This is a genomic window from Bradyrhizobium sp. BLXBL-01 (genome assembly GCF_051853025.1).
Classification (GTDB): domain Bacteria; phylum Pseudomonadota; class Alphaproteobacteria; order Rhizobiales; family Xanthobacteraceae; genus Bradyrhizobium.
In genome coordinates, this window is sequence record NZ_CP182471.1 from 2,040,125 (window position 1) to 2,066,611 (window position 26,487).

The following is a 26,487-nucleotide window of genomic DNA, read 5'->3' on the forward strand; positions in this document are numbered from 1 at the left end:
GAAACCCGTTCGCAATCACTAGTTAAGCGAGCGGACTATTGCACGCTCCGTTCGGGATGTTGTACAGGAGACGAGCGGCGCGTGGAAGCTGGGCGATTACATCTGTGGCTTACGTGCGGCGTGCGACGCAGCGTATTCGGTCTGCGGTTACTGCTGGTGTTCTTGGGGCAGGCAAATTTCGAGCGCTGGGATTTGACCAAGGTGAACTCGTAGCTTACACCTGCGCCTTGCCGACGATAGGAGGGAATCGTCGTGTTTTTTAATCAAGGGATTTTCGATGGCAATTCCCACGATGCATATGCATCGCTTTTGACCGCGCGGGCTTCTAATGTATAAGTGGATTTCGCTGGCGACGAGCGCTGACCTCGCGCAGTTGCCCAATCACATCACCTCCGAGTACAACCCGGGCAAGGTCGCCAAGACTTTGAGTCTGGGGATCTCGGATGCGGTGAAGGGCGTCCTCATCGAATATAATTACATCGATAAGGACTATCGCAGCACCTACTATAATTTCTATTCGAAGAAGGGGCAGTACTATCGCAGCGACTGCGTGCGGCTGCATTTCTTTGACCAGACGGTGACATTCGATGACGTCGCCTGTGCGCTCGTTTGTCCCGATCGCCAGATCGAAGAGCATTACTTCGGTTACATGGTGTTGCGGCCGACGGGCATCGCCACAATCGGTCGGACCGTGCTTTCTCCGGACATTCGCAAGGGCGCAGGTCGGTTCATCATCACTGCCGACCATAAGGTGCACTTGCTCGGCTATAAGCTTGAGATCCGCGGGTTTCCATCGATGGATCAGCATGTCGATATTTCGGTGTGTGCGCATGCTGCCTGCTGGTCGATCTTGCGCCACTACAGCGAGCGCTACAACGTTCATCGAGAATATCTGGTCCATGAGATCACGATGATGGCGCACGATTACAATCCGGGCGGATTGGTGCCGTCAAAAGGCTTACAGATCGCTCATGCGGAACGAGTGTTCCAGGAAGCGGGCACATTCCCAATTCATATTGCGCGCAATGCTGGAAGCCATGACCCTCAGTTCTATCGGCAACTGATCGCCTATGTTGAGTCAGGCTTTCCTCTCTTTGCCGCGATGCATTCGCGGCGCCATGCCGTTGCGCTCGTGGGCTATGAATGGCGTCAACCTGTGAGAGGTCAGTCCGGGCTTCGGTATGCCTGGGACGAAGTCGAAACCCTTGCGGTTGTCGATGACAACCATCTGCCGTATCTGTGTATTCCGAAGTCTGCTGGAACTCCGTACGCCGCGGAAGCGATTGATGCCTTTATCGTGGCGCTTCCCGAGAAGGTCTACTACCCGGCCGATGCCGTCGATCGGCTGGCTCCCGCCTTGCTAAAGCTTGGCCCCGCCATTGGTCTTCCGCCCGGCAACGACGTCATCATCCGCTACTTCATCACCACTGGCTCTTCTTACCGCCATTTCGCGCGAGAGCATGCCTCGGAATTTGACCCGAAGCTCCTTCAGTGCATCATGACGCTGCCGTACGCCCAATTCATATGGGTGGTGGAGTTTTCGACGGAGGAACAGTGGGCTAATGGAAGGGTTGAGGCGCGTGCGGTCATCGACGCCACGGCCAGCTTGCGCGAGGCAACGCCCATCTGGTTGTTCCATAGCCGCGACGGTGCTCTGATCTTCGACCGGAAGAAGATTGGTCAGACCGCTGCCGGAATGGGTGGCCTGAAACTTGCCAATACCGGTCATGCAGGGTTCTCGCGGATGGACCGCAACCTGCGACCGACACAGACGAAATAGCGGACGGATGGAAAACCCGCTTCAGACTTCAGGGAGATCACGATGGCTGGCGATGCAGACGACAAGATGAATGAAAGACCTGAAGTGCTTCAGGGGCTTGCGCCTGTCGACGCCAAGCTGCTGCAGGAGTTCCTCAAAGAGATGGACGAGAACGTTATTCCCGACATCGTCAAAGTCGTCGAGGAGAGGCGTCTGCAGGCTGCTGAAAGCCGCCAGTGGCAGCTCAAATGCTGACGTAGCGACTTACTTGAGCGGTTTTTTCAGCCGCTCGTAGGCTGCACGGAGGATTGCTTCAACTGCCTCCGCGGCCTCAGCGTCCAGGGCCGGATCAGCCCGCAAGAGGCTGGAAATTTGCACCATCGGTTCCGGCTGACTCGCGCGGTAGGGCGCGTTGACAAAATCTGAGGGGTTAAGTCCAGCCCAGGCGGACAGCGCCGCCAAGCTGGCGGCATCGGGACGCCGTCCCTGCGCCATCCGCGTCAGAGTTGAAGCGCTCACGCCAGTCGCTTCTGACACCTCTTTCCAGCTCACATCTCGGGCTTGAACGGTCGTTTCCAGCGCCCGATAGAAGGCATCCCCATCGAAGCCTTTGACATCATTAGCGTTTCTTGCGCCGTCAGAAATTGCCATTTAGCAATTGACTTTCTAATTCGGTTTGGCTATCTGTTGCTTAATAGCAATTCGAATTCGAAATCGCAAGGAGAAAGCTATGGCAATTGGTATCCTTGACGCGGAAGGTTCCGGGCATAGTCACCTCGTCAAGGTGAAAGTGAACGAGCACCCGGTAAAGCTGCTGCCCCCGCATCAAACTGGCGAGCAGATCAAGATCGCAGCGATCGACCAGGGCGTTGAAATCGACAAGCACTATTTGCTGGATCTCGTTCTCGACGACGGCACCCACCGCCGCATCGAAGACGGCGAGCGGGTGGAGCTTCACGATCACATCGTCTTTGTAGCGCGCAAGCCCGAACACATCGTCGCCGTCACCGTCAATGAACAACCGGTAAGCCTCAAGGGCCGCTCCGCCACCGGCTCAGAGATCAAGGCCGCTGCAATCGCTCAAGGCGTGGCGATCCAGCCCAACTTTGTGCTTCAGGAAGAGCTGCCCAATGGCACCAGCCGTATTGTCGGCGACAACGATGTCGTCCATCTGCGCGAACATCTTCGGTTCACGGCGATTGCGCCGGACGACAACTCCTAGGCAAGAATTGCCATGAAAGCGGAAGTTTCTGCCGCCATCGAAGATTTGAGGAAGCAGTTTCCCGCTGCCACCCTTAACACGCGGGACGATGGGCAAGGCGGGGTCTACCTGACGGTCGAACCGGTCGCGTTGAGCGACCGGTTCGTCCCAAACAAGACATGGGTGGGGTTTCATATCCCCGCGCAGTATCCTTATGCCGACATCTATCCCATGTTCATCGGTGGGGAAGTCCGGCGTGCGGACGGTCAGGGCTTTGCGCCGCCGGTCACTGTGGGGCACGCCTTCGAAGGAAGACCGGCTTTGCAGATCTCTCGCCGCAACAGCATGGCCCAGAACGGCAAGCAAAAAGTTTGCGCCAAGGTGCTCAAGGTTTTAGATTTTTTGGAAAGATCAGCGTGATGTCCAAGTGCAGGCTCCACATTGCCCGTTCGGACTACGAGTTACTCTGGCATCATCTCTATCAGGAAGACAGAGATGAGCACGGAGCCATCTTGCTTGCCGGTTTGTCCGACCTCGACACGATCCCGCTCCTCACTGTCCGTGAAGTGCATCTGGCCAAGGACGAAATCGACTATGTTGCCGGCAAAATCGGTCACCGTGCTCTAACGCCCCAGTTCATTCATCGGTTGATTACGCGCGCGCGAGACGAGCGGCTTGTCTATTTGGCCGTTCACAATCACGGTAGCGATCGGCATGTCGGATTCAGCGATATCGATCTGCAATCTCACGAGCGCGGCTATCCCGCTCTGCTGCAAATCGCCAAGGGCATGCCGGTCGGTGCTCTCGTGTTGGGACAGCGGGCCATACAGGCAGATCTCTGGATGCCAGATGGCAGCCGTCGCGAACTCGACCAAGCGAGCGTCCTTGGTATGAAGATCGATCGCCTCGCTCCCCACCTATCGAGAAATTTGGGTTCGATGGACGATCAATATGATCGCCAAATTCGGATGTTTGGCCGCGTAGGCCAGCAGACCTTGTCGCGCGCCCACATTGCGGTGGTCGGCCTCGGCGGGATCGGTAGCCTTCTTGTGGAATATCTGGCGCGCCTAGGCGTCGGCCATTTCACGCTAGTTGACGACGATGCGGTTGAAGCGTCCAATCTGGCGCGGTTGATCGGAGCATCGCAAGCCGATGCTGAAAATCGAACACCCAAGGTTCAGCTGGCGCGACGCCTGATCCAGCAGGCCAACCCATCCGCGCATATTGTGCACTTCAATGCTGATGTGGCGAAAGCTTCAGTCGCGGACCGCCTCAAAGGCTGCGACTACGTCTTCCTTGCGGCGGACTCGATGCGGGCACGACTGGTCGTGAACGCGTTGGTCCACCAATATCTCATTCCAGCCGTCCAGCTGGGCTCAAAAGTCCGGGCCGATGAGCAGGGGCAAGTCATCGATGCATTCAGTGCTATTCGACCTCTTCGTCCTGGTGTGGGTTGTCTTTGGTGCAATCAGCTGATCGATCCCAATCTCCTCGCGAAAGAGGCCAAGACTGATGCGGAACGAAAGGCCCAAGCCTATGGCGTTGAGGAGCCTAATCCGAGCGTGATCAGTCTTAATGCGGTCTCCGCAGGACATGCGGTGAATGACTTTCTCATGGATTACCTGGGTTTACGAGTTGATCGGCCGTTGCGCTACCAGCATATCAATGCCCTGACCGGAAAGATGCAGCTGGTCGAACCGCGTCAAGATGTTGATTGTCCGGAATGCTCGAAAGGCGGGATGCGGTTCGCGCGAGGTGATGGCGTAGATCTGCCCTGTATTGAAGGCTAACACCCGGCCCGTCCTCTTGACCTAGATTGTAACCAACGCAGCCACAAGGCATGCCTCTCAGGAAAGCCGCTTCGCTTTTCGGATATCTGCGGGGCGATCGAGCGCTTGCGGTAATCTGATAGCGCCTTGAGCCCATCCTTTGGCGGGGCCCAGCGCGGAGATCGTTAGAGCATGCGCGCGTCTGCTCACTTGAACTGAGGGGACAATCGCCTCCCTCGAGGATCATCGCGACGGTGGCGACAAGAGTTCGAGGCAATGGTTGCAGGGTTGCCTCAGGAAATCATTCGCTGATCTCCGGAGAGTTAGATTCCGAGCTGGAGCGGTGGATTGCTGGCGCGACCCTCGCGCAAAGACAACGCATTGGACGCGCGATGAGAAAGTCTCAATCGCGAATCTGGCCGCAGGCGCTTCGGCGAGTATGCGGTGGAAGAACTTGTCGCCGAACTCGGGGCCGCGTTCCTTTCGGCTGATCTCGAACTGACACCGGAGGTGAGGGACGCCGCCTAGTCGGATTGTGGATTAACGTGCTGAAGAACGACAAGCGCGCCATATTCACCGCTTCATCGCACGCGCAGCGCGCGGCCGATTACCTGAACGGCTTGCAGCCGAATACCGACGAGCGGCGAGGGGAGACCGAAGCCGCCTGATTGTGGATGCCAATCCGCGATAAAAAAACCGGCGAGCGTCACCGCTCGCCGGTTTTGATTTTCGTTCACGTGCACGCGACGTGGAAGGCCGAAGTGTTAGTGCGTGTAGCCCTTCACAAGCACCGGGCTCTCATTCAGAAAATCATCCGACTTCAGGCGGTTCAAGTCATAGTCGGACTGGGCAACGATAATCGGGCTCTGCACGAGGTCCGTGTCTGAGATGCTCCGGTCGATGCCGACAAGATGGCCGGCCCACACCGAACCATCCTTCGAACGCAGGAGGCTCAACTCGCCCATCACGACGCCCTTTTCGTTGCGATAGGTCAGCATGGCGCGCTTTCCGTCCGAACGGCCCGTGAGGTACCACCAGCGCGGATCGGGTTTGCCGTCTTCCGAATAGCCATGGAAGCGGCCACGAACCACGCCGGCACTATCGAGGTTCGAGATGCGGAATTCATACTTAAACTTGGTGGTCGTGTTGATTTTGCCTTGGCCGGGGGGCTGTTCGCCCGGCTCGTTCGTAAACGCCGCCATATCCTGACGCAGATACAGGTATTCGGCGGCCGGATCGACCCACTGCGGCGCGTGGGTGGCCGCGACCTGCTGAATGCCACCGGCCAAGACACCCGCGATGCCAAGCGTCTTCGCCAACACCAGCCCCCTGCGGACCGACGGATTGCGGATGAGCTGGCTTGCACCCGACTTCGCCCAGGCAAGCAACTGCTTGAGCGGCGAAACCGTCGCCGCCGCTTGGGCGGCGGCCGAAGCTTCGGCGATCTCGGGAGTGGCGACTGCCGCATCGCCAGAAGCGGTCACGACGGCGGCATGCGAGATGCGCGACGTAACTTCGACCGGCGCTATCACAGCGGCATCGTGCGAGATGCGCGCGGCTGTATCGTCCGTTGCGGTCGCCGCTGTGTCGCGGGAGATACGCGCGACAGCATCGTCGGACTGCGGCGCCGCGGCATCACGGGACAGCGGCACGACCACGGCATCCATTGCCGCGGCGTCATGCGAGATGCGCGCGCTGGTATCACCCGGCGCGCGCGCCGCAGCATCGTGCGAAATCCGCGCGACTGGCGGGGTAGTGTTGGGGGAGAGTGACGCCGGCGCGTCATGCGAGATGCGTGCGGTAGAAGACTTATTCCCAAGCTTGGCCATGGCCAATCCTATTAGGGCGGTGTTGAACCTCATACCGCTGCCCTCGACGCGTATGAGGACCACGCGCCAAGGTTAAAGGATCGATTCTGAACGCAAGCTGTCCGCATCCTTAACGTGTGGTAATGATGCACTAGGCAGACACGCGGATTTCCGGCGGCAAGTCATTGATCCAGCGGCATCAAAGCCCTTGTGGTAAAGCCCGTGGAGGTAGTGAGCGCCATTGTGTCGCATGCCACCAGGCTACCGGCCACCGCAGTAATTGTCGCAGGCAATGAGAGCGTTGGTATCGGCTTACGTCGTCATGATGCGAACCCGCTGCTATCGCGCCACCGCGCAGAAGCTCTGATTCTCCATAAGAGCGCGGCGATGCCGTTCCTTATCGTCTCAAACCAAATGGACCGGCTGATCCGGCCGGCCGACCCGCGACGTTTATAGGAATCGTGGCTGCCAAGGACCTCCTACCGGCTGCCGCCGGCGTGGCCGAATTGACGAAATTCCTGCAGCTGGACTTTGTGCGGTCGTTGCGTAATGCATGTTCGGAGCCAGGCGATCCGCTGGCGGCCCGCAGCGGGCGCGAGTGGCGCAATGCCGCCTGGATCCCCGGTCAGATGATCTACGGTCAGCGGCAGGTCAATGGGCAGTTCCGCTCTTACGCGGCGGCCCTGGCCATCATTGCGCACGAATTGCTGCATGGCTTGATCGGTTCAACCGCGCGTTTGAATTTCGATTTCAGTCGGGCGCGTTGAACGAAACCTACTCAGACATCTTTGGGATCATTGTTTCCAACCGCCACATCCCAAACATCGACAATTGGAAATGGGAGATGGGTGAGGATCTCACCGAAACCGGGCTGCCAATTCGCGATTTTCGTGAGCTGACTCGGTTCAACCAGCCCGCTCATAGGGACGACTATCTCGGTGTTTCGATCGACGAGGATCACGGTGGAGTGCACACCAACAGCGGCATTCGTAACAAGGCGGCGTTCAACATTCTGACCGCAAGGACCGGCGGCAAGCAGCTATTCACCCCTGTCGAGGTGGCACGGCTTTTCTACACGACGCTCGTGAATCATCCAACTCGCACCTCCGAGTTCATCGACAGCAGGAGAGGGGCGATATTGGCGACAAGGTCGCTGTTCCTGTCCGATCGGCACCGCGATCAAAAGATGAAAGCCGTCCAGTCCGCATTTGACGACGTCGGCATTGTCGATGCGGGCGTAGGGGTTTGAACTTCCTCACTGCCACAGGCTCAACGGAACTGAATTTTGCGCTCTCGCGGAAATCGCATTCGAGTGTGGCTTAGCTGGTTGGAATGCCAAGCGCATGGCGCCCGGCGCTATCCAGCACTACGACTTCATTCGTCGTGAGCGGGCCGCGAAGCCGCTCCTCGATCGTGATGGTCGTCGGAGCAGGCGGAGTCCCATCCGGCTGCTCAAGGACGATCTCATAGACCTGGGCGTCTGCGGTGGCCTGAATGATGCTGAACCAGGCCGATGCGCTGCCATCAGGTAGCAAAACATCGCAAGTAAGGGTGAAGCGGTCCGGTCCTGTCAGGGCGAGATCGAAATTCGAGCCGGCCGGCTTGATCAACCGCCCGAAGCCGGTCGTCTTCCAACGCGTGAACAAGTCGATCCATTCCTTCGGCCAGGGCCCCCCATGTGACTTCGGCGGCATCGGACTTGCCGCGTTCAGGAAGTCAAGGACGTCCTGATGCTTGTTTTTCAAGTCGTCGTAACTCGTCAAGTCCACGCGCTTTGCGGGTGGCAGCCGCAACATGTGTATCGCGTCAAGCGCGCGAAACATCGGCAGGATGTGCAGCTCGAATAGCGGGCGTCGGTCAGCCATCATCGCTCTTCCAGTGACAGAGTGCCCCAGAGTGGCCGCTGTGCGATCCGCTCGTTGGCGCTTGCGCGGGCACTTTCGAACTGACTATCAGAAGCCGGCTTAGCGTCGCTGATCAGCGTGACGGTGAACTCGTTCCCGAGCGCTGTGACGGCGTTGGTAATGTCAAAGTTCACATTCGTGGGATGATGCGCGTGACCGTGCCCTTTCCAGACTGTCGCGGAGTCAGCGAGATAGCGCTGGCGCTCCTGCTCGCCGAGCGTCGAGATGTTTACGGCGGGCGGATGCACATAGGCGCGAATCGCATAGGTCGTGTCCGGCAGAACCGCAACGTCGCGGACACGCAAGATTCGCCGCTTCTCGCCTGCAACGCGCACTGCGCCCGTCGTCGTCATGCGCGGGCCAGCTTGCAACGACTCGAGATCCCGCTGTGTGCGGGCGGCGCTCGCGACGGGTACGGCAGGCGCATCGATCGAGAAGTCATACTGGTAACCGTAGGCGAAGCCGGCCGGCATTGTCGCGGTCTGAGCGGTGTCCGCCATCACCGGAGTGAACGGTTCGACCCAGATTTTGGTGTTCGGTGTCGTGAATGGTTGCGGAGACGTTGCACTGGTGTGCACACGCTGCCAGCGCGCCCAGATGAGGTCAATATATGCATGGAACGACCAGTAGATCGGATCGCGAGATGCGCTCTCCGGATTTCCCATCGTGGGGCCGATGTCGCCGTGGATGGTGTTGTGTGGCCCCTTCTCCACCCATCCATAGCTGCCGCCCGATCCATCCGGAGCAAGCGGCTCACCTGCGAACAGGAGCCAATCCGTTTCCTGCACCATCTTGATTCTAATTTCGTCCGCATCCCACTGGATACGACGAGTCAAAGGCGTAACCGCGTGCGCGCGGCCGTCATGGAATAGCGGCGAGGTCCTGTCCTCGAAGGCCGTCGGAAAACGCATCCCCGACGCTGGCTTCGTCCAGTCCCAAAACGGCAGGCTTACGTCGGCGGTACGCGGAGGATCCGCAGCGCGCAACAGCGCCTCGAAGCCAGCGAGATGCGCCCGATGCCAGGGAAAGAAAAGCTCGCTGCGGTGCTCACAAGCGCCGATAGATCCGTCTGGACGGACGCGCTCAAAATCATTGTGCAGAGCTGCCTGCCACACGTAGCCATCCTTGGCTGTGGCTGACGCGAGCCCACGTTGGACAATAATTTTGAATGCGTGCTTGTAGTTGTCGAGCTCCGTCGGCGTGAGGTCATCGATGTTCTTGCGCTGCGGCATCGCGGCGAAGGCCGGCGTACTTCCGAGGCCGACAGGAAGCAGGGCTGCAACGCCCGCCTGGCAGGTCGTTCTGAGAAGGTTGCGCCGCGTCAATCTGCCATTGTCGTCCCGCATCTCAGCCTCCGCAGTTAATCGCTATGCAACATTTGTCACTTCAGGAGTTTGCGCAACGTCGGATAGAACTGCACCCAGACGTTATCCATGCTGGCATGCTGCCGGTGACAGCTCTCGCAGACCTGATCGGGAAATGCCGGTGCGAACTCGCGAATGTTGGGCGACCGTTGGTCGCTGAAATCGTAGTAAGCCCATGGCGTCGTCTGGCCGTCGGGACGCGCCGAATTCTTGACAGCAACCTCCAACCCGCGCCGTTCACCGTTGAAAACCCCGCTCGACAGTACGCCGTCCGACTCCTTGCTTGCGGCGCTAAAAACCTCCATCACGAGTATCGTCGGCTCCGGGAAAGTCCTGGTTCTCCGGAAATGCTCATAAGCCTCCGGATTGATGTAGACGTTATGGAAGAGTTGAGGGGCGGCGCGCGCGGCTTCGACGGAGGTCATAGTCGGAAGCTCCTCCTTATAGGCAAGACCCAAGTTGGAGCCGACAAAAACCCAACCCTCGAAATCGATCGGCGCTTTCAGCCTGCCGTCGGGGCCGTATTCTGGTTTCGTAGCTGACTGGCCTACAGCGGAAGAAGACGATGCAAGCCATGTAACGGCGAAAACCAAAAAGATATGGATGGAGCGACGATGGCGCATGACCGCATTTACCACCAGCAGCATGTAAAACATTGCTCACCCCCTTCCGGTATCCTTCGGGAAGTCCACTAGCTCATTGCTTGCGGGATCGGGGCTCCTGCCGTAATCCAATCTGACAGCAGCTGGATATCGGCGTGCGCCATCACCCCCTGCATGGGCCCTGTCCCGATGATCGCAACCAGAAACATGCTGCGATCGGGCTCGCCCGGAATGATCCAGCCGCCGCGGATAAGCGCGGCCATCAAATCCAGCGGTATGTCGAACAGCGATTTCAGTGATACTGGCCTGCCGTTGACGTCGGGAAGTACGAGGTCGTCATGCGCGCGTCTGGCGCGGGGGGCGACACGCTTGATCAACTCCGCGACCTGCGCGCCGAGGGCGTCTGGAGTTGCGCGCGCCGGGCGGACGATCATGCCAGTTGTCGGCTGGCCGTCGACAAGAATGCGGTACATGAAATGGCCCGTGCCGGCATCCACGCCGTCATCGGTCTTAAAATTCCAGGAGAAGGTGCGCGCGCCCGATTGTGGCGTGCGTTCGTCCGTCACGACCTTCACCAGCGTCTGCCTGGGATCGAAGATCGTGATCGCCAGATGCCTTGCGTCTTGAGGGACCTGGGCGGTGATGTCGAGCGTATCCCACGCCTTTAGAATCGGCGGCTCCGCGATCCGCGGCGCGGCCGCCAATGCGGCCAGCGCGGCGCCTTCCGCCGCGATGCATTGATAAATCGTTCCGCCGGAAGCGTAAGCGACGATCGGTTCCGTTTTGGTGAAACGAAAGCGATTGAGGAAACGGCCGACGCCGTTGGCGTCGAACCATGTCGCGCCGCCATCAATCGTCCCACTGGTCGTACCATCTGGATTGCCTGACGTGAAGCCGTGGCCCCACCCGCCGACCCATCCGACCTTCTCATTAATGAAGCCGATCCCCTCCAACTCCACGTTCCGCTGCGGATCGGTGATCGGGATTCGCTTCCAACTCTGACCGCCGTCAGTCGTCTTCAGAATTGCGGCTGCAGTGTCGTTCTCCAAAGACACAAATCCGACTTGCGGAGTCAGGAACTGGATCTTCCAGCCCCATTCGCCGGTCGGGAAGTCGATCCCGGAATTCTGCAGCTTGTTTTCCCAGGTCTTGCCACCGTCAGCGGTGAACATGATCACGGGCTTCAACTTGTCGTAGGTGGTCCCGCCGTTGCCGCCGACCACCCAGCCATGCAGATCGTCCACAAAATAAGTATCGATCAGAAGATTGGCGTGGGCCGCCATAGAGATCGAATTCCAGGTTTGGCCGCCGTCTGTCGTGTGCATAATCGCGGCTTCCCGATTCGGATATTGCGTCCCAGAAGCAAAGACGACTCCCTTCGAGGGCGAGGAGATCCCGCAGATCGCGCTGGGCAGTGGCGGCAGGCTAGCGGTTACGTCGACCCAGGTCTTGCCGTCCTCCGTCTTCCACAGGCGCTGCCGCCGCGTGATCGAGCCGACCCAACCGTCGGTCGGGCTCGTAAAACTCATGCAGCGGAGCCAAGTATCGGCATCGACCGTGTGCTGGACCGTCCAAGTCGTGCCAGCGTCTTCGGTATGCACGATCTGGCCAGCACTGTTCACACCCCACCCGACCTGCGGGCTGATGAACCAGATATCGTCGTAGCGTGTCTGGACTGGAGCCGTCGTGGGATGCCAATTGAAAGCCATGGGTCTTCCCCCGGCAAAAACAAAACTGCGCGAGCCAACCGGAAACATCAGCATTCTATGCAATCAGGCAACTCTAATACAATTCCAGGATGCAATCAAATCACTTCATCTTAAGCGCGCATTTGCCGCAGCCCTCGCGGCTTGCTTCGCCCTGCGTGGGGCTTTTCGCAGCCTTACGGCGCAATTCAGGCGGTTCTGCGCGGCGGTAACAGCCTTCCTCTGATTGCGTTCGACCTCGATCACCTCAAGCAGATCAACGTCGCTTCGCCGGCATGGTCGTAGCGCTACGCTGAGCGGAGAAGGAGCACACCTCTTTCACGGCAATAATTAAGCCTAATCCATCATGCCTTAGCGGCTTGCCGGCACGGTCACGAGATTGACGTGCCGGATTTCGCTCGGCTGCGGTGGACGCGCCGCGCCACCGCTTGGTACGATCTGCAGGCGCAATCGCAACCGCCCCTCTACAAGAGCGGCCCGTGGTACGGGAATCGTGGCGGTCTCGCCGCGGGGCGCATTCGGAATGCCAAGTGATCTGACTGTGCCGAGGAGTTCACCTTGCTCGGTCATAACCTCCAGGCGGGCGCCGCGCGGCAACGGCCCGGTCACGATCTGAATTTCGACTGCTTCATCGGCCGCTAGCGGGTGCAGCGCCTGCAATTCGATCACGCCGCTCTCCTGCCCAATCAGCGGGCTCGCAAGCAGCACGCTGGCGCAGATCAAAAGCACACCGGTCGGCAAGCCAGTTCGCATCCGGTCGTCAGTCTGTCCTAATTCGGATGGCGCTGACAAGTGGTGCGGGCGCTGCGGCTGCAGTCGGAGCCGCCGCGGGACGAGGGGGAGTCCCGATCGGCACGACACGCACATCGAGCGGAACGGTTGCCCCCGTCGCGGCCGAAGCCAGCGAATCCGGCAGCGGCACCGTGAACGTGGCCGGGCCGTGATGAGGATGGCCGAAAACGGTGATCGCGCCGGCCGCAACCGGTGCGCTGCCCGGACCGGCGGACACCAGCACGCGAAAGCGGCGGCCGGCGTCGTCATGACCGAGGTTCAGGGTGACCTCCACGACGGGGTTGCTGTCCGCGGAAGCATTCGATGCCAGCGCAGCCGCCGGCACGTCGGCGATACCGCCGGCTGCGGTCCCCGCCCCGACAGCTGCGGAAGTCACCCGGGCGGAAAATACCTGCGGAGAAGCCTCGGCCACGGGGCCCGGCGCAGGCACCTGATCGTCGCCCGAACCCGGCGAATAGTCGTAGTCGAACAGCACAGTCGCGGCGTAGTCGCCGGCCTTGGTTTGCGAGACCGGCTCGCCCTTTGCATTGCTGAAGAACAGGAACTTCTCGTCGGACCAGGCGGTGAGATCGGCGCCCTGCGGAAGGATTGGACGTCCCAACGCGGTCTGCCGGCGCGTCCAGAGCGTCCAGAGCCGATCCAGATTGCCATGGTGCAGGAAGAAGATGGGGTCCACCGGGGAGTACATGGAGATCATGAAGGCAACGCCGCCGCCGCCCATCGCGCCATGCACGTTGTCGTGAGGGCCGCTCTCGAGAATGCCCTTGATGCTGCCACTGCTATGATTGGCAGCCTTCGCACTCTGGAAGCCGGCCGGAGCGCCGACAGCGCCGCTGCCGGCAAACAGCGACGTCCGCACGGCAGTACTTATGGTGCTCATCCTGACCGCCAATCTCGTGCTGGAATCGAGATCCGGATTGGTGGCCGTCAGACCTCGTGCGCTTGGCTGGTCGAAGAACATCTGCTCCAAGATCTGCCAGAAATCAGCCGGCGTGGTGAGCGGAAACGGCCGGAGGGCCAGCGCGGCCTTCTGTGCCGACGAAAATGATGCGTAGAGCGCCGTGATGGCCGGTTCGAAGGCCGTCTTGAATTTCTGGAACGTCGGGATGAACGCGCCATTGTTGGGATCGAGCACGTCGTCGAACATCGCCGGCGGCACGCGCGGCGTCTTGGTCCAGTCCCAGTAGGGCAAGGCGAATTCCGGATCGCCGGAGAGATCGCGCAGCGTCACCTCCAGCCAGCCGAGATAGGCGCGATGCCAGCCCAGGAACCACCAATTGCCGTGCGGGCAGTCGAGGAGATGAACGATCGCGTTACGATACCAGTTCCGCGGATCGGTCGGAGGCAAGGCCAGCATTTTCTTGATCCCTGCCTTGTAGCTGGCAAGAACACGCGGAGGCATCGCCGGGTCGGTGATCTCCCAGCGGCGGAATTTTGGCGTCTGGGCCGATGCGACGGACGGAAAAGCCTGCGATACCGCGAGCGCGGCCCCTGCTGCCAGCAGATCGCGGCGAGTCGGAGAAGGACGAGCGGCACGGATCATAGTTTTCTCCAATCCATTTGGCATTTCGTCGCGCTTAGTGATTGTGATGTGCCGCCGCGATCCCACCCGTCCCGTCGGGAATACCGATACGGACGTTCTGCATCATGCCCTGGTCCTCGTGATCCAGGATATGGCAATGCAAGACGAAGTCTCCGATGTAGCGGCGATAGCGGGTGTACACGTAGGCGGTGTAGCCTTGGCGGATGAACAGCGTGTCTTTCCACACGCCCTTCAGGTTGGCATATTGGGGCTCGTCGGCATCGCCGCTCACGCTCACATCCTGGCCGGTGGAGTCTTTGATGATCTTGGCGACCTGAAACGGATTGACGTGGATGTGGAACGGATGTCCGAACGCATTGACGGTGGATAATTTCCACTCCTCGATGCCGCCGAGCGGCAGCAACTGGTCAATGCGGTCCGGCTTGTAAGGCTTGCCGTTGATCTGGAAACCCGCCCCCCCGATCTCGAATTTGGCTTCCCGTTGCGGTGGCTTGATATCGGTATCGGCGATCGCGGCGTGCGGGACGAATGAATCGAGGCGAAGGCCGTTCGTCAGGTCGTTGCGCACCTTCTGGCGCGCGGACAGGGGCATGAAGCTGTCCGCAGCTGCGACGAGCTGCGCCTGGACGTACGCCTTGGGATCGGCGACGGCGACGCCCGCGGCAACGGATACTTTGCCGAGAAACTGACGGCTCTTCACCTGGCTGTTCACGGTGCTGGTGGCGGGCGCCGCTCCGTCGAGCACACAATACTCGCCGGCCTCCGGGAACACCACGAGCACGTCCTCGCGATAGCCCGGCTGAAGTGTGCTGGTGGAGCGCTCGACGACCTGCGAACGCGTCAACCCATCGGCGGCGAAGGCGAATTGCGGCAGCAGATCGTTGCCGGGACAGTTGCGCGTCACCCAGTCCTCCTGCTGTTGTGCTGCAATCAACGCATAGGGATCGGCGTTCGCCCGCATCTTCTTGAATTGCAGATTGACCGTATCCCTCACGCCGGCATGGACGACGCGCCAGCGCTCGATCGCACCGGCACGGGCGCCGGCAAAGGTCGGGATCACCTCACCATTGATGCTGGTGTAACGGCCGGACTTCCGCCACGTCGTCGGGCCGAACTGATCATAGCCCTCGATCCCACCGACATCCGTCGAGGCACAGATGTAGAGACCGCTGGCATCCTGCTTGATCTGCCCATTGGCATCCCGGCACGCGTACTGGATCTGCTGCAGCAGGATGACTCGTTCGCGGTACTTTGCTCCATCGCTATTGCGCAGCAAGGTATCGATGTCGCCATGACCATCCGGACCTGGCGGGCGGTTGCCCCGGACGATCAACGCGCCGGCCATGCCGCTCGACACCTGAAGCGCGGTCGATCCATGCCTGTGCGGATGATACCAGTATGTTCCCGCCGGATGATCCGGCGGCAAGTTGTACTCGTACTGAAAGCTGACGCCCTGATTGATACTCAGCAGCACGTTGTCGCTGTTGCCGGCGGGGCTGACCCACAGACCGTGCGCATGCAGGTTGGTCCGGTTAAAACAGTTCGGATTGTTGATGTCCGGATCGGTCGGCGGGCATCGCGGGTCTGCGGGCAGCTTGTCGTTGTTCAGCGTGATCCGTACGGTCTCGCCGGGGTCGATCTCTATCGTCGGTGCGACGAACGGGACTTTCGGAGCCTCGACTTCCCGGACGTCGCGATACGAGCGCAATTTCACCGAGTCGTATTGATTGCGCCCCGGATTATAGATCCTGGCGTCCGTGTATTGGATGTTCAGGTTGATCACCGCTTCTCCGCCGGCGACCGGCGCGGCTCGCGACGGCGCTCCCGCCGCCGTCGGCGCCGGCGCACCGACACGCGGCGATAGACGCTCGATATTGGCAACCGGGGGGTCGACGGCAATGCGCTCCGTGACCTGCCCCGATGCGATCCCGGTGCCGGCGAGTTGAGCAAATGCGAGCAGAAACGCGCCCTTGCAAATCCTGCTCAAGACGGCGGAGCAAGATGTCCTTCCAAAATCCGTTTTCGAGAAGAGAGCGTGCGATGATAGGCAGGCCGGCATGGCGCGATACCTCGAATGATCGGTCTGGTGCGAGCAATCCTTGAAGCCGGTGATCGTCGCGTCTAGGGCCGCTTCACCGCGATGAACGAGGCTACATAGCCTGCTGGGGCCCCATCATGCGGCTTCGCACGAATGACGCTGCCGACGAGCGCAGGCACCTGGTTGACGCCGGCCGGCCAGCGATAGTTGAGCTGGCCGCGATAGTCATATTCCCAATTTGCGGTGCCAGTGCCGGGACGCCCGAGACCCACGATCTCCACCGTGGGCACTCCCGTGGCGGGATCCTGCTTGACCGTGCCTTGCAGATCGAGCCCGCCACCCGGCCACTCGATCGCTCCCTTCAACGTGGTGCTCGTCGGGATCTCGAAGGTGAAGACGGCTTCGGCGAAAATCAGCGCCAGCGCCTTCTCTGCCGCCGTGTTCGGATCATCCGCGACCGGCGTCGGGTTGTTGTGAAAGCTTCGATAAGTCCATTTCCCCGCCAGGCTGCTCGCCGAATTTTCTTCTGAATGCGACAAGGCCGGCAACAACACCAAAGAGAGCGCCGCAATGGACGCGAACAGATGTCGACGCATATCACGCTCATGAAATTTAGAGTTGAAACATCGTCAATATACCCCTGTGCTAGCACAACCGCAAGACGTCGTTTTCGCGCATCAGCATCCGCCGGCTTCAAGATCGGTTCGCTCGCAAATCCAGTTTCGCCTCTCCTTGATCGTCACATCCTGCATAGCCATCGATTCCGCAGTCATGCAGGCGTGCGCCCATTGCATCTCCGGGCTGCCGAACTCAGGACGAACCAGCGTGTTGTAGGAAATGACGCCCTGGATGTACCGTGGACGAAATTCCCTGCTCTTGTCGGTCCGTCGACATCCTCGATTGCGCCCTGCCAGCACCGGCCCGCCGGAATCACCCTGGCAAAAGGCGCTCTGATGATGGTCGCCCGCGCCAGGCTTGAACTTGTACTGGCCGCCAGCATCTTTCTGCAGTGGCACCGGCCAGGTCAGATTGAAGCGACCGAGAGTGCCCTGGTCGGCGTTCGAGAAACCGTAGCCTGCGATCGTCGCGTCAGGAAGAAAGCCTCCTGCGCTCGCCAGGCGAGCCGTTTCGACCGGGTCCGCAGGGTACGGGGAGGCCAGTTGCAGCAGCGCCAGGTCATCGGCGTAGTAGACATTGTTGGTCTTGGCGGAGCCGCCATAGCGGCCATAGACGATCGCGCGCGACAGCTTGCGCTCGCGTTCAGCCGCAGTCAGCGTGACGGCGTTGTCCGCGGTGATCCGGAATTGGACGAGTTCGTCCACGCCCATCATCAGGTCGGCGCCCTGATCGGCGCCTCGCGTGCTCGGGGGATCGTCCCCGATCAGGCAATGGGCCGCCGTCAGCACCCATTGCGGCGAAATCAGCGTGCCGGTGCACAGCGCATCCCAGCGGCCGGCGGCGCTATTGTACTGGCTCATCTGCACGACTTCAGTGAACTGCGACAGGGAGTATTGCTCGCAGCGGCGGCCGGCGGCAGTCGGGCCGGCTATGCAGGACTTTGCGCGCGTCGCCAGTTCTTCGAATGGAATGTCGCAGTCGGTCAGGCCGCTGTCGAAGGTCTGCGGACCGGCTCCGTGCTGCGGCATCGCCGCCGGAGCTGGCGCTGGCTGCGCAAGCTGGGAGACTGCGACATTCGAGTCAGCGATGATCACGGCCGTTGCGCCCTGCGGTACGACATGCGTCGTCGCGGACGCAGATTGCCGATCCGGATCAACGCTCGATCGTGGAGACGGTGGGGCGGGTGGAGGGCCGACCGGCGTACCCGGCACGACGATGATGTTGGGACCTATCGTACCGGGAGGCTGCCGGGTCGCCGGGACCACGATCACATTCACGCCTCCGTCGGCAGATCCCGCAACCGGGGGCGGAGAAGCTGCAGCACCGGCGGGCGACGCTGCACTCGTAGCGGCCCGGCTGCTCAAGCGCCGCGTGCAACCGGGCCCAACGCAGGTGCCGCTATCCACGATGTCGGGAGCAAGGCCGCTACCTGAGCGGGCCGGTGCCGCCGCGCCCGCCGCTACTGCCCCGGCGTCGTGCGCCCTGAGGCAGCCCGGCCCGACGCATTCGCCGGGATCGGTGATCGGATCGACCGGCCGCAGTCCGGTCTGTGCTACGACAGCAATACTGCCCGGAACGAATGAAATGGTTCCGAGCGCGACCGCAACAAAAAACCGCTTTCCGATTTTCAATTGCATGGAAAAATTCCAAAGTGACAATGCACAACCTTTAGCCGCACTGCTCGGCTGTATCAACAGGATTGCGCACGGCGAATCGAAGGCGGGAGCGTGTGCCTTGAGTCAAAGGATCGGGTCGCTGCTGGTTGCGCTGCTGTTGGCCGTGCCTGCGCAGGCGGGCACCGCCTGCGACCCGGACCCGTGCCGCGGCATGATAGGCAAGCCGTTTTCAGTAGAATTGGCCGAGGAAGCGCGGCTTATCGCTGGTGCGAAATCCGTGAGACCGAGCGGACCGGGCATCCCGACCAGCGCCGACGTGCGCGGCGATCGGCTCAATGTTCTTCTGGACGAGAAGCACATTGTCGTCGGCTTCAGGTGCGGATGATATCTGATGATCGAGTTCAGATCGGCTGACCGCGCTCCGGAAATATGTCCTTCTAGCTCGAACAAGGTGCGGGCGGCTGACGTTGATCGAAGGGCATCAGCCTTAAATCTTGCCCGCTCGTTCAATCCGGCCTCCGTGAGGTCGTACGCACGACCGAGCGCACGCCTGGGCCTTTGCAGGACACATCACACCGTCATCGATCAGGACGATAAAGACCTATACCGTCGATCGCTTGCAGGATTGAAGCGCCTCCATGAGGCAAATAAGCAGACCAGGTTCGAGATCAGCGACAATGAGGCGGACCGGCTCGCGCTCTTCGCCGGTGGAATGACGCTCGGAACTGTAATCGGAGTCGTTGCGGCCGGTTTGGCCGAACTATTCAAGGCCGCAAAGCCGACAGAACCTGCAACTACGAAGCCAGCGGAGGAGAAGCCACACTTCCGTTTACCGACGCGGCCGCTGATCCACGTGCTCGAGCGGATCGGGCCGGGCAAAATTGCTGTTGCAGGCCGTCGCCCTTTTCCTGCCAATCTCGGCAATATGTTCGCGACCCAATTCGCTCTCAGTGGACGTTGGCAGCAACGATCCCCGCTACTACTTCCAGGGTGAACCGACAGAGTCCGGCGTTCTCATGATCTTGAAGCATCCCAATCCGCGTGCCTTAGCGGAGCTGTTTCCGCATATCGAGCGGCTGTTGTTCGTGATGGGATCCAAACGAATCAACGATGCGAAGCACATCGCATGGGAAAGCGAAGAATATGGTCCGTACGTGATAAGGTTCGTGCTGGTGCAACTGCGTCCCGGACAGCGCCCTTCCTGATCGTACGTGAAGGTTTTTTTCCAAGCGGTATCATTCGGATTGGTGTGCCCCGCCATTTTTGTCCAGACCGTCCAGAGCCTGTCGATATTGGCATGATGCACCCAAAAAACGGGATCTTTGGCCGACGCCCGGAAATTGCCCACGTCTCCGCCGACCAGGTTGTGCACGGCTCCGTGCGGATCAAGTTCGAGCGGTACTGAGAAGCACTTCCGCCAATCCGCCGGCGACGCCGGCAACACGGCCTTTCTATTCGAACGGAGACCGGGACAACGCGCCCCTAGGATGTCTAAGTGGATTCGATGCGTCCGTGCCTTCAGTGAAGATCTGCGGCACGCCGTCATCCCCAGTAGGGCAGCTCGAACGCCGTCGTGGCGCCGGCCTCTCTTGAGCGGCGCGCTTGAGCGTCGCCTCGAAGAAAAAGAGAAACGGTCGATGCCAGGAGATGAAATGCTCCGCCACGGTACTCGGACGCAGTGGATTGGTCTTCGAGTGTGTTCGCACTGGTTGTACAGATTTCCTAGATTGCCCGGGGCGTCCATCGTGCCGTGGACCGCCGACCAATAGTACCACCCGAGGGGATCGTCCCGATTTGCTTGTGAACGGGCCTTCATCTTGCCGACCCCGGCTCGTAAGGCGGCGACCTTCTGAGGATCCTGGGAGAACGATTTGATGTTTTGTCGCGTTCTCACGGCGCCGGTCTCCGCTCTAGCCGGCCCCGACGACGACTTGAGGAAGACCGATAACCGCGGCGTAGGAGAGCAACGTCCTTGGGCATACGTAAAGCCGGGCCGGCAATACCTGTCCTTAGATCGATTATTAGGTTCGTGGCTGCTCCGCTTTGCCCGATAAGTTCGGGTTGAATGAGACGTTTTACATGTCCTGACGCAGCGAGAAAGGTTTTCTTTGGCATCCCATTTGAAAGTCGCGCCGTGGTTTTCCAGTTGCGCCGGCCTACCCTTGGCTTGCACCCAAGCGGCCATGCCGGCTTCGAGAATTCCTTTCACTTGGTCGAAACCCATGTGCCCCTCCCGGCGTCACTTAGAGTCGACTACGAACTTAGAGAAGATGTGGCTGACGTTCAGCTTCTTAGCCTGCAAGATCACGTTTCCGTTGCTGTCCGTCACCGCCTGAGTATCGTGACAGCTGAAGCAGTTGACGAAGCTGTTCTGCGTAAAAGACTCCATGGCCAAACTGGAGAGTCCGTCTTCGCCAGCGCCGATCGCTGCCGGGTTGTCCGTGTCCATTCCCGCGGGGTTTGCGATCGACATGTTTGTCTTGAATTGATCGGGCTTGTCCATCCAAATCGCATCGACGAGCCGCTAATTGCGGCGTGCATCGTTTGGAGCGCTTTTCGCAAACAGCGCGGTCATGGATTTGTTGAGGTCTACGATATCGCCGTCCTCGTCCGTCCCGGTCCCAACAGATTTCGAACCCGCGAACATCCGGTAGATGGAAGTTTGAATTGGCTTCCCGCCCGTCGTAAAGGTCTGGGATTTCTCATCGAATGCGACTGCCATCGCAGCTTCGGTGAGAAATTGATTGGCCGCAGATGCAATAGTCCCGCTTTTGTACAAGACAAAGTCCTGCGTGCTGATCGGACCATCGAGCCCGCCAGGTCAACCGTTCTCAACCGATGGCTGAGCGCCGGCCGCCGGAGCGAGATCGCGAAAGCCATTACCGTCGACGTGCTCGAATGTGGCCAAGACGAATTCAGGGTGCCCCTCGAGAATGAATACGACGTGGAGTGCGAGCAGAGCGACAGTCTCGGTTCGAGGTGGTGCGGTCTCATCGACAACCAATTTCGAGCCGTCGCGTTTCAACGTGGGCACGCTTGCCTCGGCGACTGTTATGTAATCAGCAGGCGGATTGTTTTTCGGAACGACTCGCCAAGCCGATTTGAGCTCCACAGCTCCTTTCGACAGTTCGAGTTCAGGGTCAGCACTCTGGACCGCAGCCTTCGTCGTCAGCTTCTTTGCCGACACGAATTCGGCGAACGTCTGATTGATGTGAATGGCGTAGAAGATCGGTTGGCCATCTTGATCAATCAGAAGGCCGGCGAAACCGGCTTGGCGCACGCCTGCGTTTATCGAGCTCGGATCGTTCGGACCGGGAATTCGCACCGTCGCGACGTCGAAATTGTTGGAGCCTTTCAGGCCACGAGGCGCCACCGCCAGCAAATTCAGCCTCTTCGCCGCGAACTGAGGGGCGATCTGAGGCCCGGATACATCGCCGATCGTCGGATAGGATAAGAACGCTGGATTTCCGTTCACGGGGCGAGCGGCAAAAAGGAAGTTGTGCCAAGCCGGTTTGTAGAAGACGCAATCCGGCTCCGGATGTGGCGGCGGGCGATCAAAGGCGGGAGCCGGCGTATTTGGTAACCATTGCGACTCCGCAGGGCAGTCCGCGCAGCCGAGTGTGGGAAAGAGAAGGGCGAAGGCGATCGTCGCGGCCGCTTCTGTCCGAACCTCGAAGGCGTCTGAAACTGGCGCGTCAGAAAATAATTGTCGATCCCGGCCAAACGTTAATGTGGTCAAACGGCATCTTGGGCCGGCAAACGAAATTCAAAGCCTGGCAGTAAAGCGAGGGTATCGACTGGCTGATTGTTACGTCTTTTTACGGCAATTTGCAATTGTATTTTAAGGGGCCTCATAATGTTGGCCAAGCGGAAGGCTTAGCTATAGTTCGATATCGATGATGTCGCCGGCGAAACGTATCTCTCTTCAATGGAAGAGATTGGCGCATGAGTTGTGACCGAGGAGTTTCCCTGGCCTCAACGTCGAGGGGTAGAGCCCGTCGAGACAGCTCGTTGTCGTTCGTCTCGCATGCCCTTCATGTCTTTCAAGCCTCAACAAGACGGCTATCTCCAAACAGCGCGGTTGTCGGGGCCTTTACATTTATAAGTTGTTGCGACATCCTTGTGCTAAGCAAGGGGGGCAGGATGAAGAGCGTTCTGGCGTTGTGCGCCGCACTGGGTTTATGCGGTTGCGCGTTGTTGCCATTGGACGAGCGGCACGGCGCCGCGACGATCGAGACATTCAAGCAGAGCATCCAATGCGAGATCGCGGCCGTCGCCACTGACCCACGATTTGCACACTTTCAACTCTCGAAATGGCTGGTGAAGACGTCGTTAGATATGACGTTGATAGACACGTTGTCTGGAGATGCGAAGGCTACCGTTCCCATTCCGAATCCTACGCTGCCCAACATCTTTCCGGGTGGGTCGCTCAGCGGAAAGTTCACCCACACCGGCCACGTCGATTTCGCCGTCTCGATTCCGGAAGCCATCGCCATCTATGGCGACAAATGCCAAGGACCCGATCCCTCCCAGACCCATCTCGGTCTTGCAGCCTGGATAGCTGCCACTCTTGACCAAATCCAGCCCGAGAACCACGGTGGGCTGAGCTACACCGTCGACGTAGACGTAATCGCCAGCGTCGGGTCCCGTTTTGGATTCGTCTTCAGCATCGTCAATACAGTCGATTCCGGCGCCGGTTATCAGCGGGAAGGTGTGCATCATCTCGTCGTATCGATGTCGGAGCCGACACCGCCGTCAGGCCCGTTGGCCGTGCGGGTCGTTGGACCGGTACGCGTCGTCGACAGCAGGCCGGTTAGACAGCCCCAGCTACAGCCCGACGCATCGTCAGGTCAGCAAGGCGAGGTAACGCCGGAGCCCCCCCATGTCGCGAGCAAACCACGGGTGCGACGCGTGCCACAACTACCCTATCGCAATCCCGCTCTCGAAGATCCGAACTTGAACAGGATGCTCCAGCAACAGGCTCCGGTCAGGCTTGCCCCGGGGACCGTCTTACGATGAAGGTCTATTCGATCGATGGGGGCTGGGCGCTCTCCAGCACGACCGCTCGGCCCAGCCCTCTGACGAACTGTTCCTTCAAGACGCCCTGAATTTTCACCTTCTTGCCTAGATAATCAGCTTGGGTAGGCGGGATGCTTTGTGGGCCGCTCGGTGGCCGTTGTATTTCGAGCGGTGTTCTCAAACGCACGACGACCGATTTGTCCGAGCCGGGTTGCTTGATGACCAACCGCGAATTAGTGAAGTAGTTCGTGCCTTCGTTCTCGAGGACGCCCTCGACTACGAGATTGCTATTCAAGAGTTTGTCTTTGTTCTGGATTACTTGCGAAGGGGTAAGCACCTGGGACGAGCGGATAGGACCTGACGTCTGACCGTGCGCCGGAACCGAGGCTGCAAGCAGCAAGGCGATGGCTGCGAAGCTTGGAAGACGATCGGGCAAGCCAAATCTCCTCGATGAACCGATTGACATCGCCATCTTTTTAAGGTTGCATTGGAGCTATACTACAACATTTTAATAGTGCGCGGATGGGCTTGTCATGCGCAATTTTCTCCTCGTCAGCTTTACGCTTTGCGTTGTGGCCGTTTCGGTCCCGACCGCATGGGCTACAGAGCCGCCCGCCGGTGGAGGCGAGTATCCCAACACGGAATTCGCTGATCGCTTCCGTCGGTTTACCACCAAACGCGGCTTTCTGAACCTTACAAAATCGATCGTTGCCAATCGTGTCGCCGTTGAGACAGGCATATTGACCGTGGACGCGGCGGACGAACGCGGAGGAACCCTGATCAAAGGCCGCAGGTCGATCCCCGTGATCGCGCTCAAATACAAGGACACGGCACAAGACCCCTATTCAGTCTCCAATCTCGAGCAAGAGCTTTTCAAAGGGCCTTGGCCCACCGGCACTATGTCGGATTACTACAAGCAGATCTCGTACGGGCAGTTTTCGGTGGAAGGACAGGTGCTTCCTTGGTGGAAAGCCAGCAAGCCGGGTTCCTACTATGAGGGCGTCGTGCAGGAGCAGCAGCAGGGTGGTATCACGAAGAGGATCCCTTGCAATGGCATGTGCTCGACCGCAAAGCTCGGCGAACTGCTCGTCGCAGCACTTACCGCAGCCGAAAAGAATCTCGATTTCTCGAAGTACGACAACGATGGACCCGATGGCGTGCCGAACTCCGACGATGACGACGGTTACGTCGACTTCGTCGCGTTCGTCCATCCGGGGCGGGGAGGCGAGTGTGGTGCCCCTGACGGCCAGGTCAATAACAACATCTGGTCACACCGTTTCAGGCTCACGGATCTGAACGGCAAGGATTACGAGACGAAAGCGAAGGCGAAGGATGGTCGCCGTATCAGGATAGACGATTACGTCATCATGCCCGCGCTGGATTGCGACGGAAAACGCATGATCGAGATCGGCGTGTTCGCTCACGAGTTCGGGCATGCGTTCGGTCTTCCCGATCTCTACAACACCGGCAGGTCGGCCAAATCGCAAGGCGTGGGCACCTGGGACCTCATGGGAGCGGGCTCCTGGGGAGGCGACAACAAGACGCCGGAGCGGCCGTCGCATATGTCGGTGTGGTCGAAGGCGTTTCTCGGGTGGGTATCGCCGCTCGTGCTGACTGAGGACATGACGCATGCGACGCTTCGGCCGGTCGAGGACTTCCCGGACGCGTTGCGGATTAACGTTTCCAACGACGTCTACTATCTCCTCGAGTACCGGACGAAGAAGGGCTTCGACGATTCCTTGACGGGCCCCGGCGTCGTCATATGGCGGATCAACAACGCGGTGACCCAAGTCGGCTTGCTCAACAACACCGTCAACAACGATCCCAGCAACGAAGGCGTCGCGGTCATCCAGGCTGATGGATTGCTCCAGCTCGAAGACATAAAACAGTTCAACCGAGGTGATGCCGGCGACCCATATCCGGGTACTTCGAACAACACCGCTTTCGACAATGGCAGCAAGCCCGCGAGCACCGGTAAGATCGCCATCTGCAACATCAGCCTGACGGCGGCGGCCGCATCATTCGACGTCCACGTCGGGGCCGGCTCCTGCCGGAACTAGAGACCGGCGGGCAAACTTAGCGGTGGCGGGGGCTTCCATTCAGCAAGGGGCCTACGTCAACCTCATGCCGGGAACGAAATCGAACAATTCGCTCCACGGAACGGTCGCAGTGCCGCCAGTGATTTGGTCGATCACGATCCCAGTTCCCGCGGGCGAACAGAAGAACGGTCTCACCCGGTGATCGTCGTTCTCGTAGAGCACCCGAAGACGCGATGGGTCCTGCGGCAGGACCGTGATCTTGCGAATTCGATTCGCTTCGAGCTCGTCTCTGTCGGAGCAGAGGTTGACGAAATTCGGTCTCTTCCACCGTCCAGTCAGCCACGCCGCTCCCTTGTCGGACTTTTCGACGACGTCCTCGTAGACGCTGACCGCCTTCACAGGGTCGAGAATGCCGGCTGCGGCGACGAGCCCGTCTAGTTTCGGTACATACCGTGACGATGCGATGAGCCGATTCTTTATCGCGTTCGGGTTTTCCTCCCCGAGCGACCGTATCAGAGCCGCGGTGAACGACACGAAAGCGGCCGCTACCGAGGTGCCGAAGTTCTTGACGCTCGCGCCTTGTCGGGAAGTCTGATCGATGGCACAGCCGGGCGCGGCAATATCGACGTACTCCGGAGAGAAATTCGAGAAATTCGCCCGGCGCCCATCCGGTCCGTGCGCGGCGACCGTAATGGCTTGGTCCTGGAGG

General features: G+C 59.7%; 30 protein-coding genes and 1 pseudogene. 14 read left to right on the plus strand and 17 right to left on the minus strand.

All coding sequences use genetic code 11. The features are described from left to right. The first annotated feature begins 328 nt into the window (after positions 1-328). On the plus strand, positions 329-1,780 hold the full coding sequence (locus ACNJYA_RS09325; protein ID WP_439402602.1) for a hypothetical protein: 1,452 nt from the start codon (positions 329-331) through the stop codon (positions 1,778-1,780). A 42-nt stretch (positions 1,781-1,822) separates the two neighbouring features. Further along, entirely contained in the window at positions 1,823-2,014 is a 192-nt protein-coding gene (locus ACNJYA_RS09330; protein WP_439402603.1) for a hypothetical protein, read from the plus strand. Positions 2,015-2,023: 9 nt separating this feature from the next. Here ACNJYA_RS09330 and ACNJYA_RS09335 read toward each other — a convergent pair whose 3' ends face one another. Beyond that, the gene (locus tag ACNJYA_RS09335) at positions 2,024-2,410 is read right to left on the minus strand and encodes a helix-turn-helix domain-containing protein (RefSeq protein WP_439402604.1); all 387 of its coding nucleotides are present in this window, start codon (positions 2,408-2,410) and stop codon (positions 2,024-2,026) included. A 79-nt stretch (positions 2,411-2,489) separates the two neighbouring features. Here ACNJYA_RS09335 and ACNJYA_RS09340 point away from each other — a divergent pair, with 79 nt between their 5' ends. The 5 genes from ACNJYA_RS09340 to ACNJYA_RS09360 all read left to right on the plus strand — a co-directional run bounded on the left by ACNJYA_RS09340 (position 2,490) and on the right by ACNJYA_RS09360 (position 5,397). After that, complete coding sequence (locus ACNJYA_RS09340; RefSeq protein ID WP_439402605.1) at positions 2,490-2,981, plus strand: multiubiquitin domain-containing protein; 492 nt, start codon at positions 2,490-2,492, stop codon at positions 2,979-2,981. A gap of 12 nt (positions 2,982-2,993) precedes the next feature. Beyond that, entirely contained in the window at positions 2,994-3,380 is a 387-nt protein-coding gene (locus tag ACNJYA_RS09345) for a hypothetical protein (RefSeq protein WP_439402606.1), read from the plus strand. Then, positions 3,380-4,750 (plus strand): HesA/MoeB/ThiF family protein, encoded by a 1,371-nt coding sequence (locus ACNJYA_RS09350; RefSeq protein WP_439402607.1) that lies wholly within the window; start codon positions 3,380-3,382, stop codon positions 4,748-4,750. The genes ACNJYA_RS09345 and ACNJYA_RS09350 overlap by 1 nt, the downstream gene beginning before the upstream one ends. Before the next feature lie 423 nt (positions 4,751-5,173). Beyond that, on the plus strand, positions 5,174-5,257 hold the full coding sequence (locus ACNJYA_RS09355) for a hypothetical protein (RefSeq protein WP_439403411.1): 84 nt from the start codon (positions 5,174-5,176) through the stop codon (positions 5,255-5,257). A 17-nt stretch (positions 5,258-5,274) separates the two neighbouring features. After that, the gene (locus tag ACNJYA_RS09360; protein WP_439402608.1) at positions 5,275-5,397 is read left to right on the plus strand and encodes a hypothetical protein; all 123 of its coding nucleotides are present in this window, start codon (positions 5,275-5,277) and stop codon (positions 5,395-5,397) included. 96 nt (positions 5,398-5,493) lie between these two features. On the opposite strand, the gene ACNJYA_RS09365 is transcribed toward ACNJYA_RS09360, so the two are convergent. After that, positions 5,494-6,558: a hypothetical protein gene (locus tag ACNJYA_RS09365; protein WP_439402609.1), complete on the minus strand. Its 1,065-nt coding sequence runs from the start codon at positions 6,556-6,558 to the stop codon at positions 5,494-5,496. Positions 6,559-6,998: 440 nt separating this feature from the next. Here ACNJYA_RS09365 and ACNJYA_RS09370 point away from each other — a divergent pair, with 440 nt between their 5' ends. Continuing rightward, the gene (locus ACNJYA_RS09370; RefSeq protein ID WP_439402610.1) at positions 6,999-7,304 is read left to right on the plus strand and encodes a hypothetical protein; all 306 of its coding nucleotides are present in this window, start codon (positions 6,999-7,001) and stop codon (positions 7,302-7,304) included. Then, positions 7,301-7,786: a M4 family metallopeptidase gene (locus ACNJYA_RS09375; protein ID WP_439402611.1), complete on the plus strand. Its 486-nt coding sequence runs from the start codon at positions 7,301-7,303 to the stop codon at positions 7,784-7,786. Before ACNJYA_RS09370 ends, ACNJYA_RS09375 begins: the two co-directional genes overlap by 4 nt. 70 nt (positions 7,787-7,856) lie before the next feature. Here the strand turns inward: ACNJYA_RS09375 and ACNJYA_RS09380 are convergent, their stop codons facing one another. The 9 genes from ACNJYA_RS09380 to ACNJYA_RS09420 all read right to left on the minus strand — a co-directional run bounded on the left by ACNJYA_RS09380 (position 7,857) and on the right by ACNJYA_RS09420 (position 18,198). Further along, positions 7,857-8,402: a hypothetical protein gene (locus ACNJYA_RS09380; protein ID WP_439402612.1), complete on the minus strand. Its 546-nt coding sequence runs from the start codon at positions 8,400-8,402 to the stop codon at positions 7,857-7,859. Beyond that, positions 8,402-9,787 carry a tyrosinase family protein gene (locus ACNJYA_RS09385; protein ID WP_439402613.1) on the minus strand — a complete coding sequence of 462 codons (1,386 nt, stop codon included), beginning with the start codon at positions 9,785-9,787 and terminating at the stop codon, positions 8,402-8,404. The genes ACNJYA_RS09380 and ACNJYA_RS09385 overlap by 1 nt, the downstream gene beginning before the upstream one ends. Positions 9,788-9,822: 35 nt before the next feature. Beyond that, the gene (locus tag ACNJYA_RS09390) at positions 9,823-10,461 is read right to left on the minus strand and encodes a cytochrome P460 family protein (protein WP_439402614.1); all 639 of its coding nucleotides are present in this window, start codon (positions 10,459-10,461) and stop codon (positions 9,823-9,825) included. A gap of 35 nt (positions 10,462-10,496) precedes the next feature. Continuing rightward, complete coding sequence (locus ACNJYA_RS09395; protein WP_439402615.1) at positions 10,497-12,170, minus strand: WD40/YVTN/BNR-like repeat-containing protein; 1,674 nt, start codon at positions 12,168-12,170, stop codon at positions 10,497-10,499. A 294-nt stretch (positions 12,171-12,464) separates the two neighbouring features. Beyond that, positions 12,465-12,854, minus strand: a complete 390-nt coding sequence (locus ACNJYA_RS09400; protein ID WP_439402616.1) for a hypothetical protein — start codon at positions 12,852-12,854, stop codon at positions 12,465-12,467. A 19-nt stretch (positions 12,855-12,873) separates the two neighbouring features. After that, complete coding sequence (locus ACNJYA_RS09405; RefSeq protein WP_439402617.1) at positions 12,874-14,448, minus strand: tyrosinase family protein; 1,575 nt, start codon at positions 14,446-14,448, stop codon at positions 12,874-12,876. Between the two features lie 34 nt (positions 14,449-14,482). After that, positions 14,483-16,507, minus strand: a complete 2,025-nt coding sequence (locus tag ACNJYA_RS09410) for a multicopper oxidase family protein (RefSeq protein ID WP_439402618.1) — start codon at positions 16,505-16,507, stop codon at positions 14,483-14,485. A gap of 62 nt (positions 16,508-16,569) precedes the next feature. Continuing rightward, positions 16,570-17,082, minus strand: coding sequence for a hypothetical protein (locus ACNJYA_RS09415; RefSeq protein WP_439402619.1), 513 nt, complete (start codon positions 17,080-17,082; stop codon positions 16,570-16,572). 81 nt (positions 17,083-17,163) lie between these two features. Then, positions 17,164-18,198 (minus strand): trypsin-like serine protease, encoded by a 1,035-nt coding sequence (locus ACNJYA_RS09420; RefSeq protein WP_439402620.1) that lies wholly within the window; start codon positions 18,196-18,198, stop codon positions 17,164-17,166. Positions 18,199-18,688: 490 nt separating this feature from the next. Between ACNJYA_RS09420 and ACNJYA_RS09425 the strand changes: the two genes are divergently transcribed. From ACNJYA_RS09425 to ACNJYA_RS09435, 3 genes are read left to right on the plus strand one after another with little or no spacing between them, the layout of a single operon-like run. Continuing rightward, positions 18,689-19,105, plus strand: a complete 417-nt coding sequence (locus ACNJYA_RS09425; protein ID WP_439402621.1) for an I78 family peptidase inhibitor — start codon at positions 18,689-18,691, stop codon at positions 19,103-19,105. Between the two features lie 6 nt (positions 19,106-19,111). Next, positions 19,112-19,714, plus strand: a complete 603-nt coding sequence (locus tag ACNJYA_RS09430; protein WP_439402622.1) for a hypothetical protein — start codon at positions 19,112-19,114, stop codon at positions 19,712-19,714. Between the two features lie 22 nt (positions 19,715-19,736). Continuing rightward, on the plus strand, positions 19,737-19,925 hold the full coding sequence (locus ACNJYA_RS09435) for a hypothetical protein (protein ID WP_439403534.1): 189 nt from the start codon (positions 19,737-19,739) through the stop codon (positions 19,923-19,925). A 116-nt stretch (positions 19,926-20,041) separates the two neighbouring features. Here ACNJYA_RS09435 and ACNJYA_RS09440 read toward each other — a convergent pair. The 4 genes and pseudogenes from ACNJYA_RS09440 to ACNJYA_RS09455 all read right to left on the minus strand — a co-directional run. Next, a pseudogene (locus ACNJYA_RS09440) lies at positions 20,042-20,944 on the minus strand (hypothetical protein); the annotation flags it as partial. Between the two features lie 15 nt (positions 20,945-20,959). Next, a complete protein-coding gene (locus ACNJYA_RS09445) occupies positions 20,960-21,223 on the minus strand; it encodes a hypothetical protein (protein ID WP_439402623.1) in 264 nt (87 codons plus the stop codon). A gap of 21 nt (positions 21,224-21,244) precedes the next feature. Next, positions 21,245-21,499 carry a hypothetical protein gene (locus ACNJYA_RS09450; RefSeq protein ID WP_439402624.1) on the minus strand — a complete coding sequence of 85 codons (255 nt, stop codon included), beginning with the start codon at positions 21,497-21,499 and terminating at the stop codon, positions 21,245-21,247. 42 nt (positions 21,500-21,541) lie between these two features. Then, positions 21,542-22,459: a hypothetical protein gene (locus ACNJYA_RS09455; RefSeq protein WP_439402625.1), complete on the minus strand. Its 918-nt coding sequence runs from the start codon at positions 22,457-22,459 to the stop codon at positions 21,542-21,544. Positions 22,460-22,863: 404 nt separating this feature from the next. Here ACNJYA_RS09455 and ACNJYA_RS09460 point away from each other — a divergent pair, with 404 nt between their 5' ends. Beyond that, entirely contained in the window at positions 22,864-23,739 is an 876-nt protein-coding gene (locus tag ACNJYA_RS09460) for a hypothetical protein (RefSeq protein ID WP_439402626.1), read from the plus strand. Between the two features lie 4 nt (positions 23,740-23,743). On the opposite strand, the gene ACNJYA_RS09465 is transcribed toward ACNJYA_RS09460, so the two are convergent. Then, positions 23,744-24,175, minus strand: coding sequence for a hypothetical protein (locus ACNJYA_RS09465; RefSeq protein ID WP_439402627.1), 432 nt, complete (start codon positions 24,173-24,175; stop codon positions 23,744-23,746). 97 nt (positions 24,176-24,272) lie between these two features. Between ACNJYA_RS09465 and ACNJYA_RS09470 the strand changes: the two genes are divergently transcribed. Further along, positions 24,273-25,799: a M6 family metalloprotease domain-containing protein gene (locus ACNJYA_RS09470; protein WP_439402628.1), complete on the plus strand. Its 1,527-nt coding sequence runs from the start codon at positions 24,273-24,275 to the stop codon at positions 25,797-25,799. Between the two features lie 51 nt (positions 25,800-25,850). Here the strand turns inward: ACNJYA_RS09470 and ACNJYA_RS09475 are convergent, their stop codons facing one another. Continuing rightward, complete coding sequence (locus tag ACNJYA_RS09475) at positions 25,851-26,471, minus strand: S8 family serine peptidase (RefSeq protein ID WP_439403412.1); 621 nt, start codon at positions 26,469-26,471, stop codon at positions 25,851-25,853. Positions 26,472-26,487: the final 16 nt, after the last annotated feature.

Coding starts and splice junctions, on each gene's coding strand:
- ACNJYA_RS09410 (WP_439402618.1), bottom strand. CDS start 16,507: ATGCCGGCCTGCCTATCATCGCACGCTCTCTTCTCGAAAACGGATTTT.
- ACNJYA_RS09430 (WP_439402622.1), top strand. CDS start 19,112: ATGATCGAGTTCAGATCGGCTGACCGCGCTCCGGAAATATGTCCTTCT.
- ACNJYA_RS09340 (WP_439402605.1), top strand. CDS start 2,490: ATGGCAATTGGTATCCTTGACGCGGAAGGTTCCGGGCATAGTCACCTC.
- ACNJYA_RS09435 (WP_439403534.1), top strand. CDS start 19,737: ATGATCTTGAAGCATCCCAATCCGCGTGCCTTAGCGGAGCTGTTTCCG.
- ACNJYA_RS09380 (WP_439402612.1), bottom strand. CDS start 8,402: ATGGCTGACCGACGCCCGCTATTCGAGCTGCACATCCTGCCGATGTTT.
- ACNJYA_RS09425 (WP_439402621.1), top strand. CDS start 18,689: ATGGTTCCGAGCGCGACCGCAACAAAAAACCGCTTTCCGATTTTCAAT.
- ACNJYA_RS09385 (WP_439402613.1), bottom strand. CDS start 9,787: ATGCGGGACGACAATGGCAGATTGACGCGGCGCAACCTTCTCAGAACG.
- ACNJYA_RS09350 (WP_439402607.1), top strand. CDS start 3,380: ATGTCCAAGTGCAGGCTCCACATTGCCCGTTCGGACTACGAGTTACTC.
- ACNJYA_RS09405 (WP_439402617.1), bottom strand. CDS start 14,448: ATGATCCGTGCCGCTCGTCCTTCTCCGACTCGCCGCGATCTGCTGGCA.
- ACNJYA_RS09415 (WP_439402619.1), bottom strand. CDS start 17,082: ATGCGTCGACATCTGTTCGCGTCCATTGCGGCGCTCTCTTTGGTGTTG.
- ACNJYA_RS09395 (WP_439402615.1), bottom strand. CDS start 12,170: ATGCTGATGTTTCCGGTTGGCTCGCGCAGTTTTGTTTTTGCCGGGGGA.
- ACNJYA_RS09390 (WP_439402614.1), bottom strand. CDS start 10,461: ATGTTTTACATGCTGCTGGTGGTAAATGCGGTCATGCGCCATCGTCGC.
- ACNJYA_RS09460 (WP_439402626.1), top strand. CDS start 22,864: ATGAAGAGCGTTCTGGCGTTGTGCGCCGCACTGGGTTTATGCGGTTGC.
- ACNJYA_RS09330 (WP_439402603.1), top strand. CDS start 1,823: ATGGCTGGCGATGCAGACGACAAGATGAATGAAAGACCTGAAGTGCTT.
- ACNJYA_RS09365 (WP_439402609.1), bottom strand. CDS start 6,558: ATGGCCAAGCTTGGGAATAAGTCTTCTACCGCACGCATCTCGCATGAC.
- ACNJYA_RS09325 (WP_439402602.1), top strand. CDS start 329: ATGTATAAGTGGATTTCGCTGGCGACGAGCGCTGACCTCGCGCAGTTG.
- ACNJYA_RS09445 (WP_439402623.1), bottom strand. CDS start 21,223: ATGGACAAGCCCGATCAATTCAAGACAAACATGTCGATCGCAAACCCC.
- ACNJYA_RS09335 (WP_439402604.1), bottom strand. CDS start 2,410: ATGGCAATTTCTGACGGCGCAAGAAACGCTAATGATGTCAAAGGCTTC.
- ACNJYA_RS09470 (WP_439402628.1), top strand. CDS start 24,273: ATGCGCAATTTTCTCCTCGTCAGCTTTACGCTTTGCGTTGTGGCCGTT.
- ACNJYA_RS09345 (WP_439402606.1), top strand. CDS start 2,994: ATGAAAGCGGAAGTTTCTGCCGCCATCGAAGATTTGAGGAAGCAGTTT.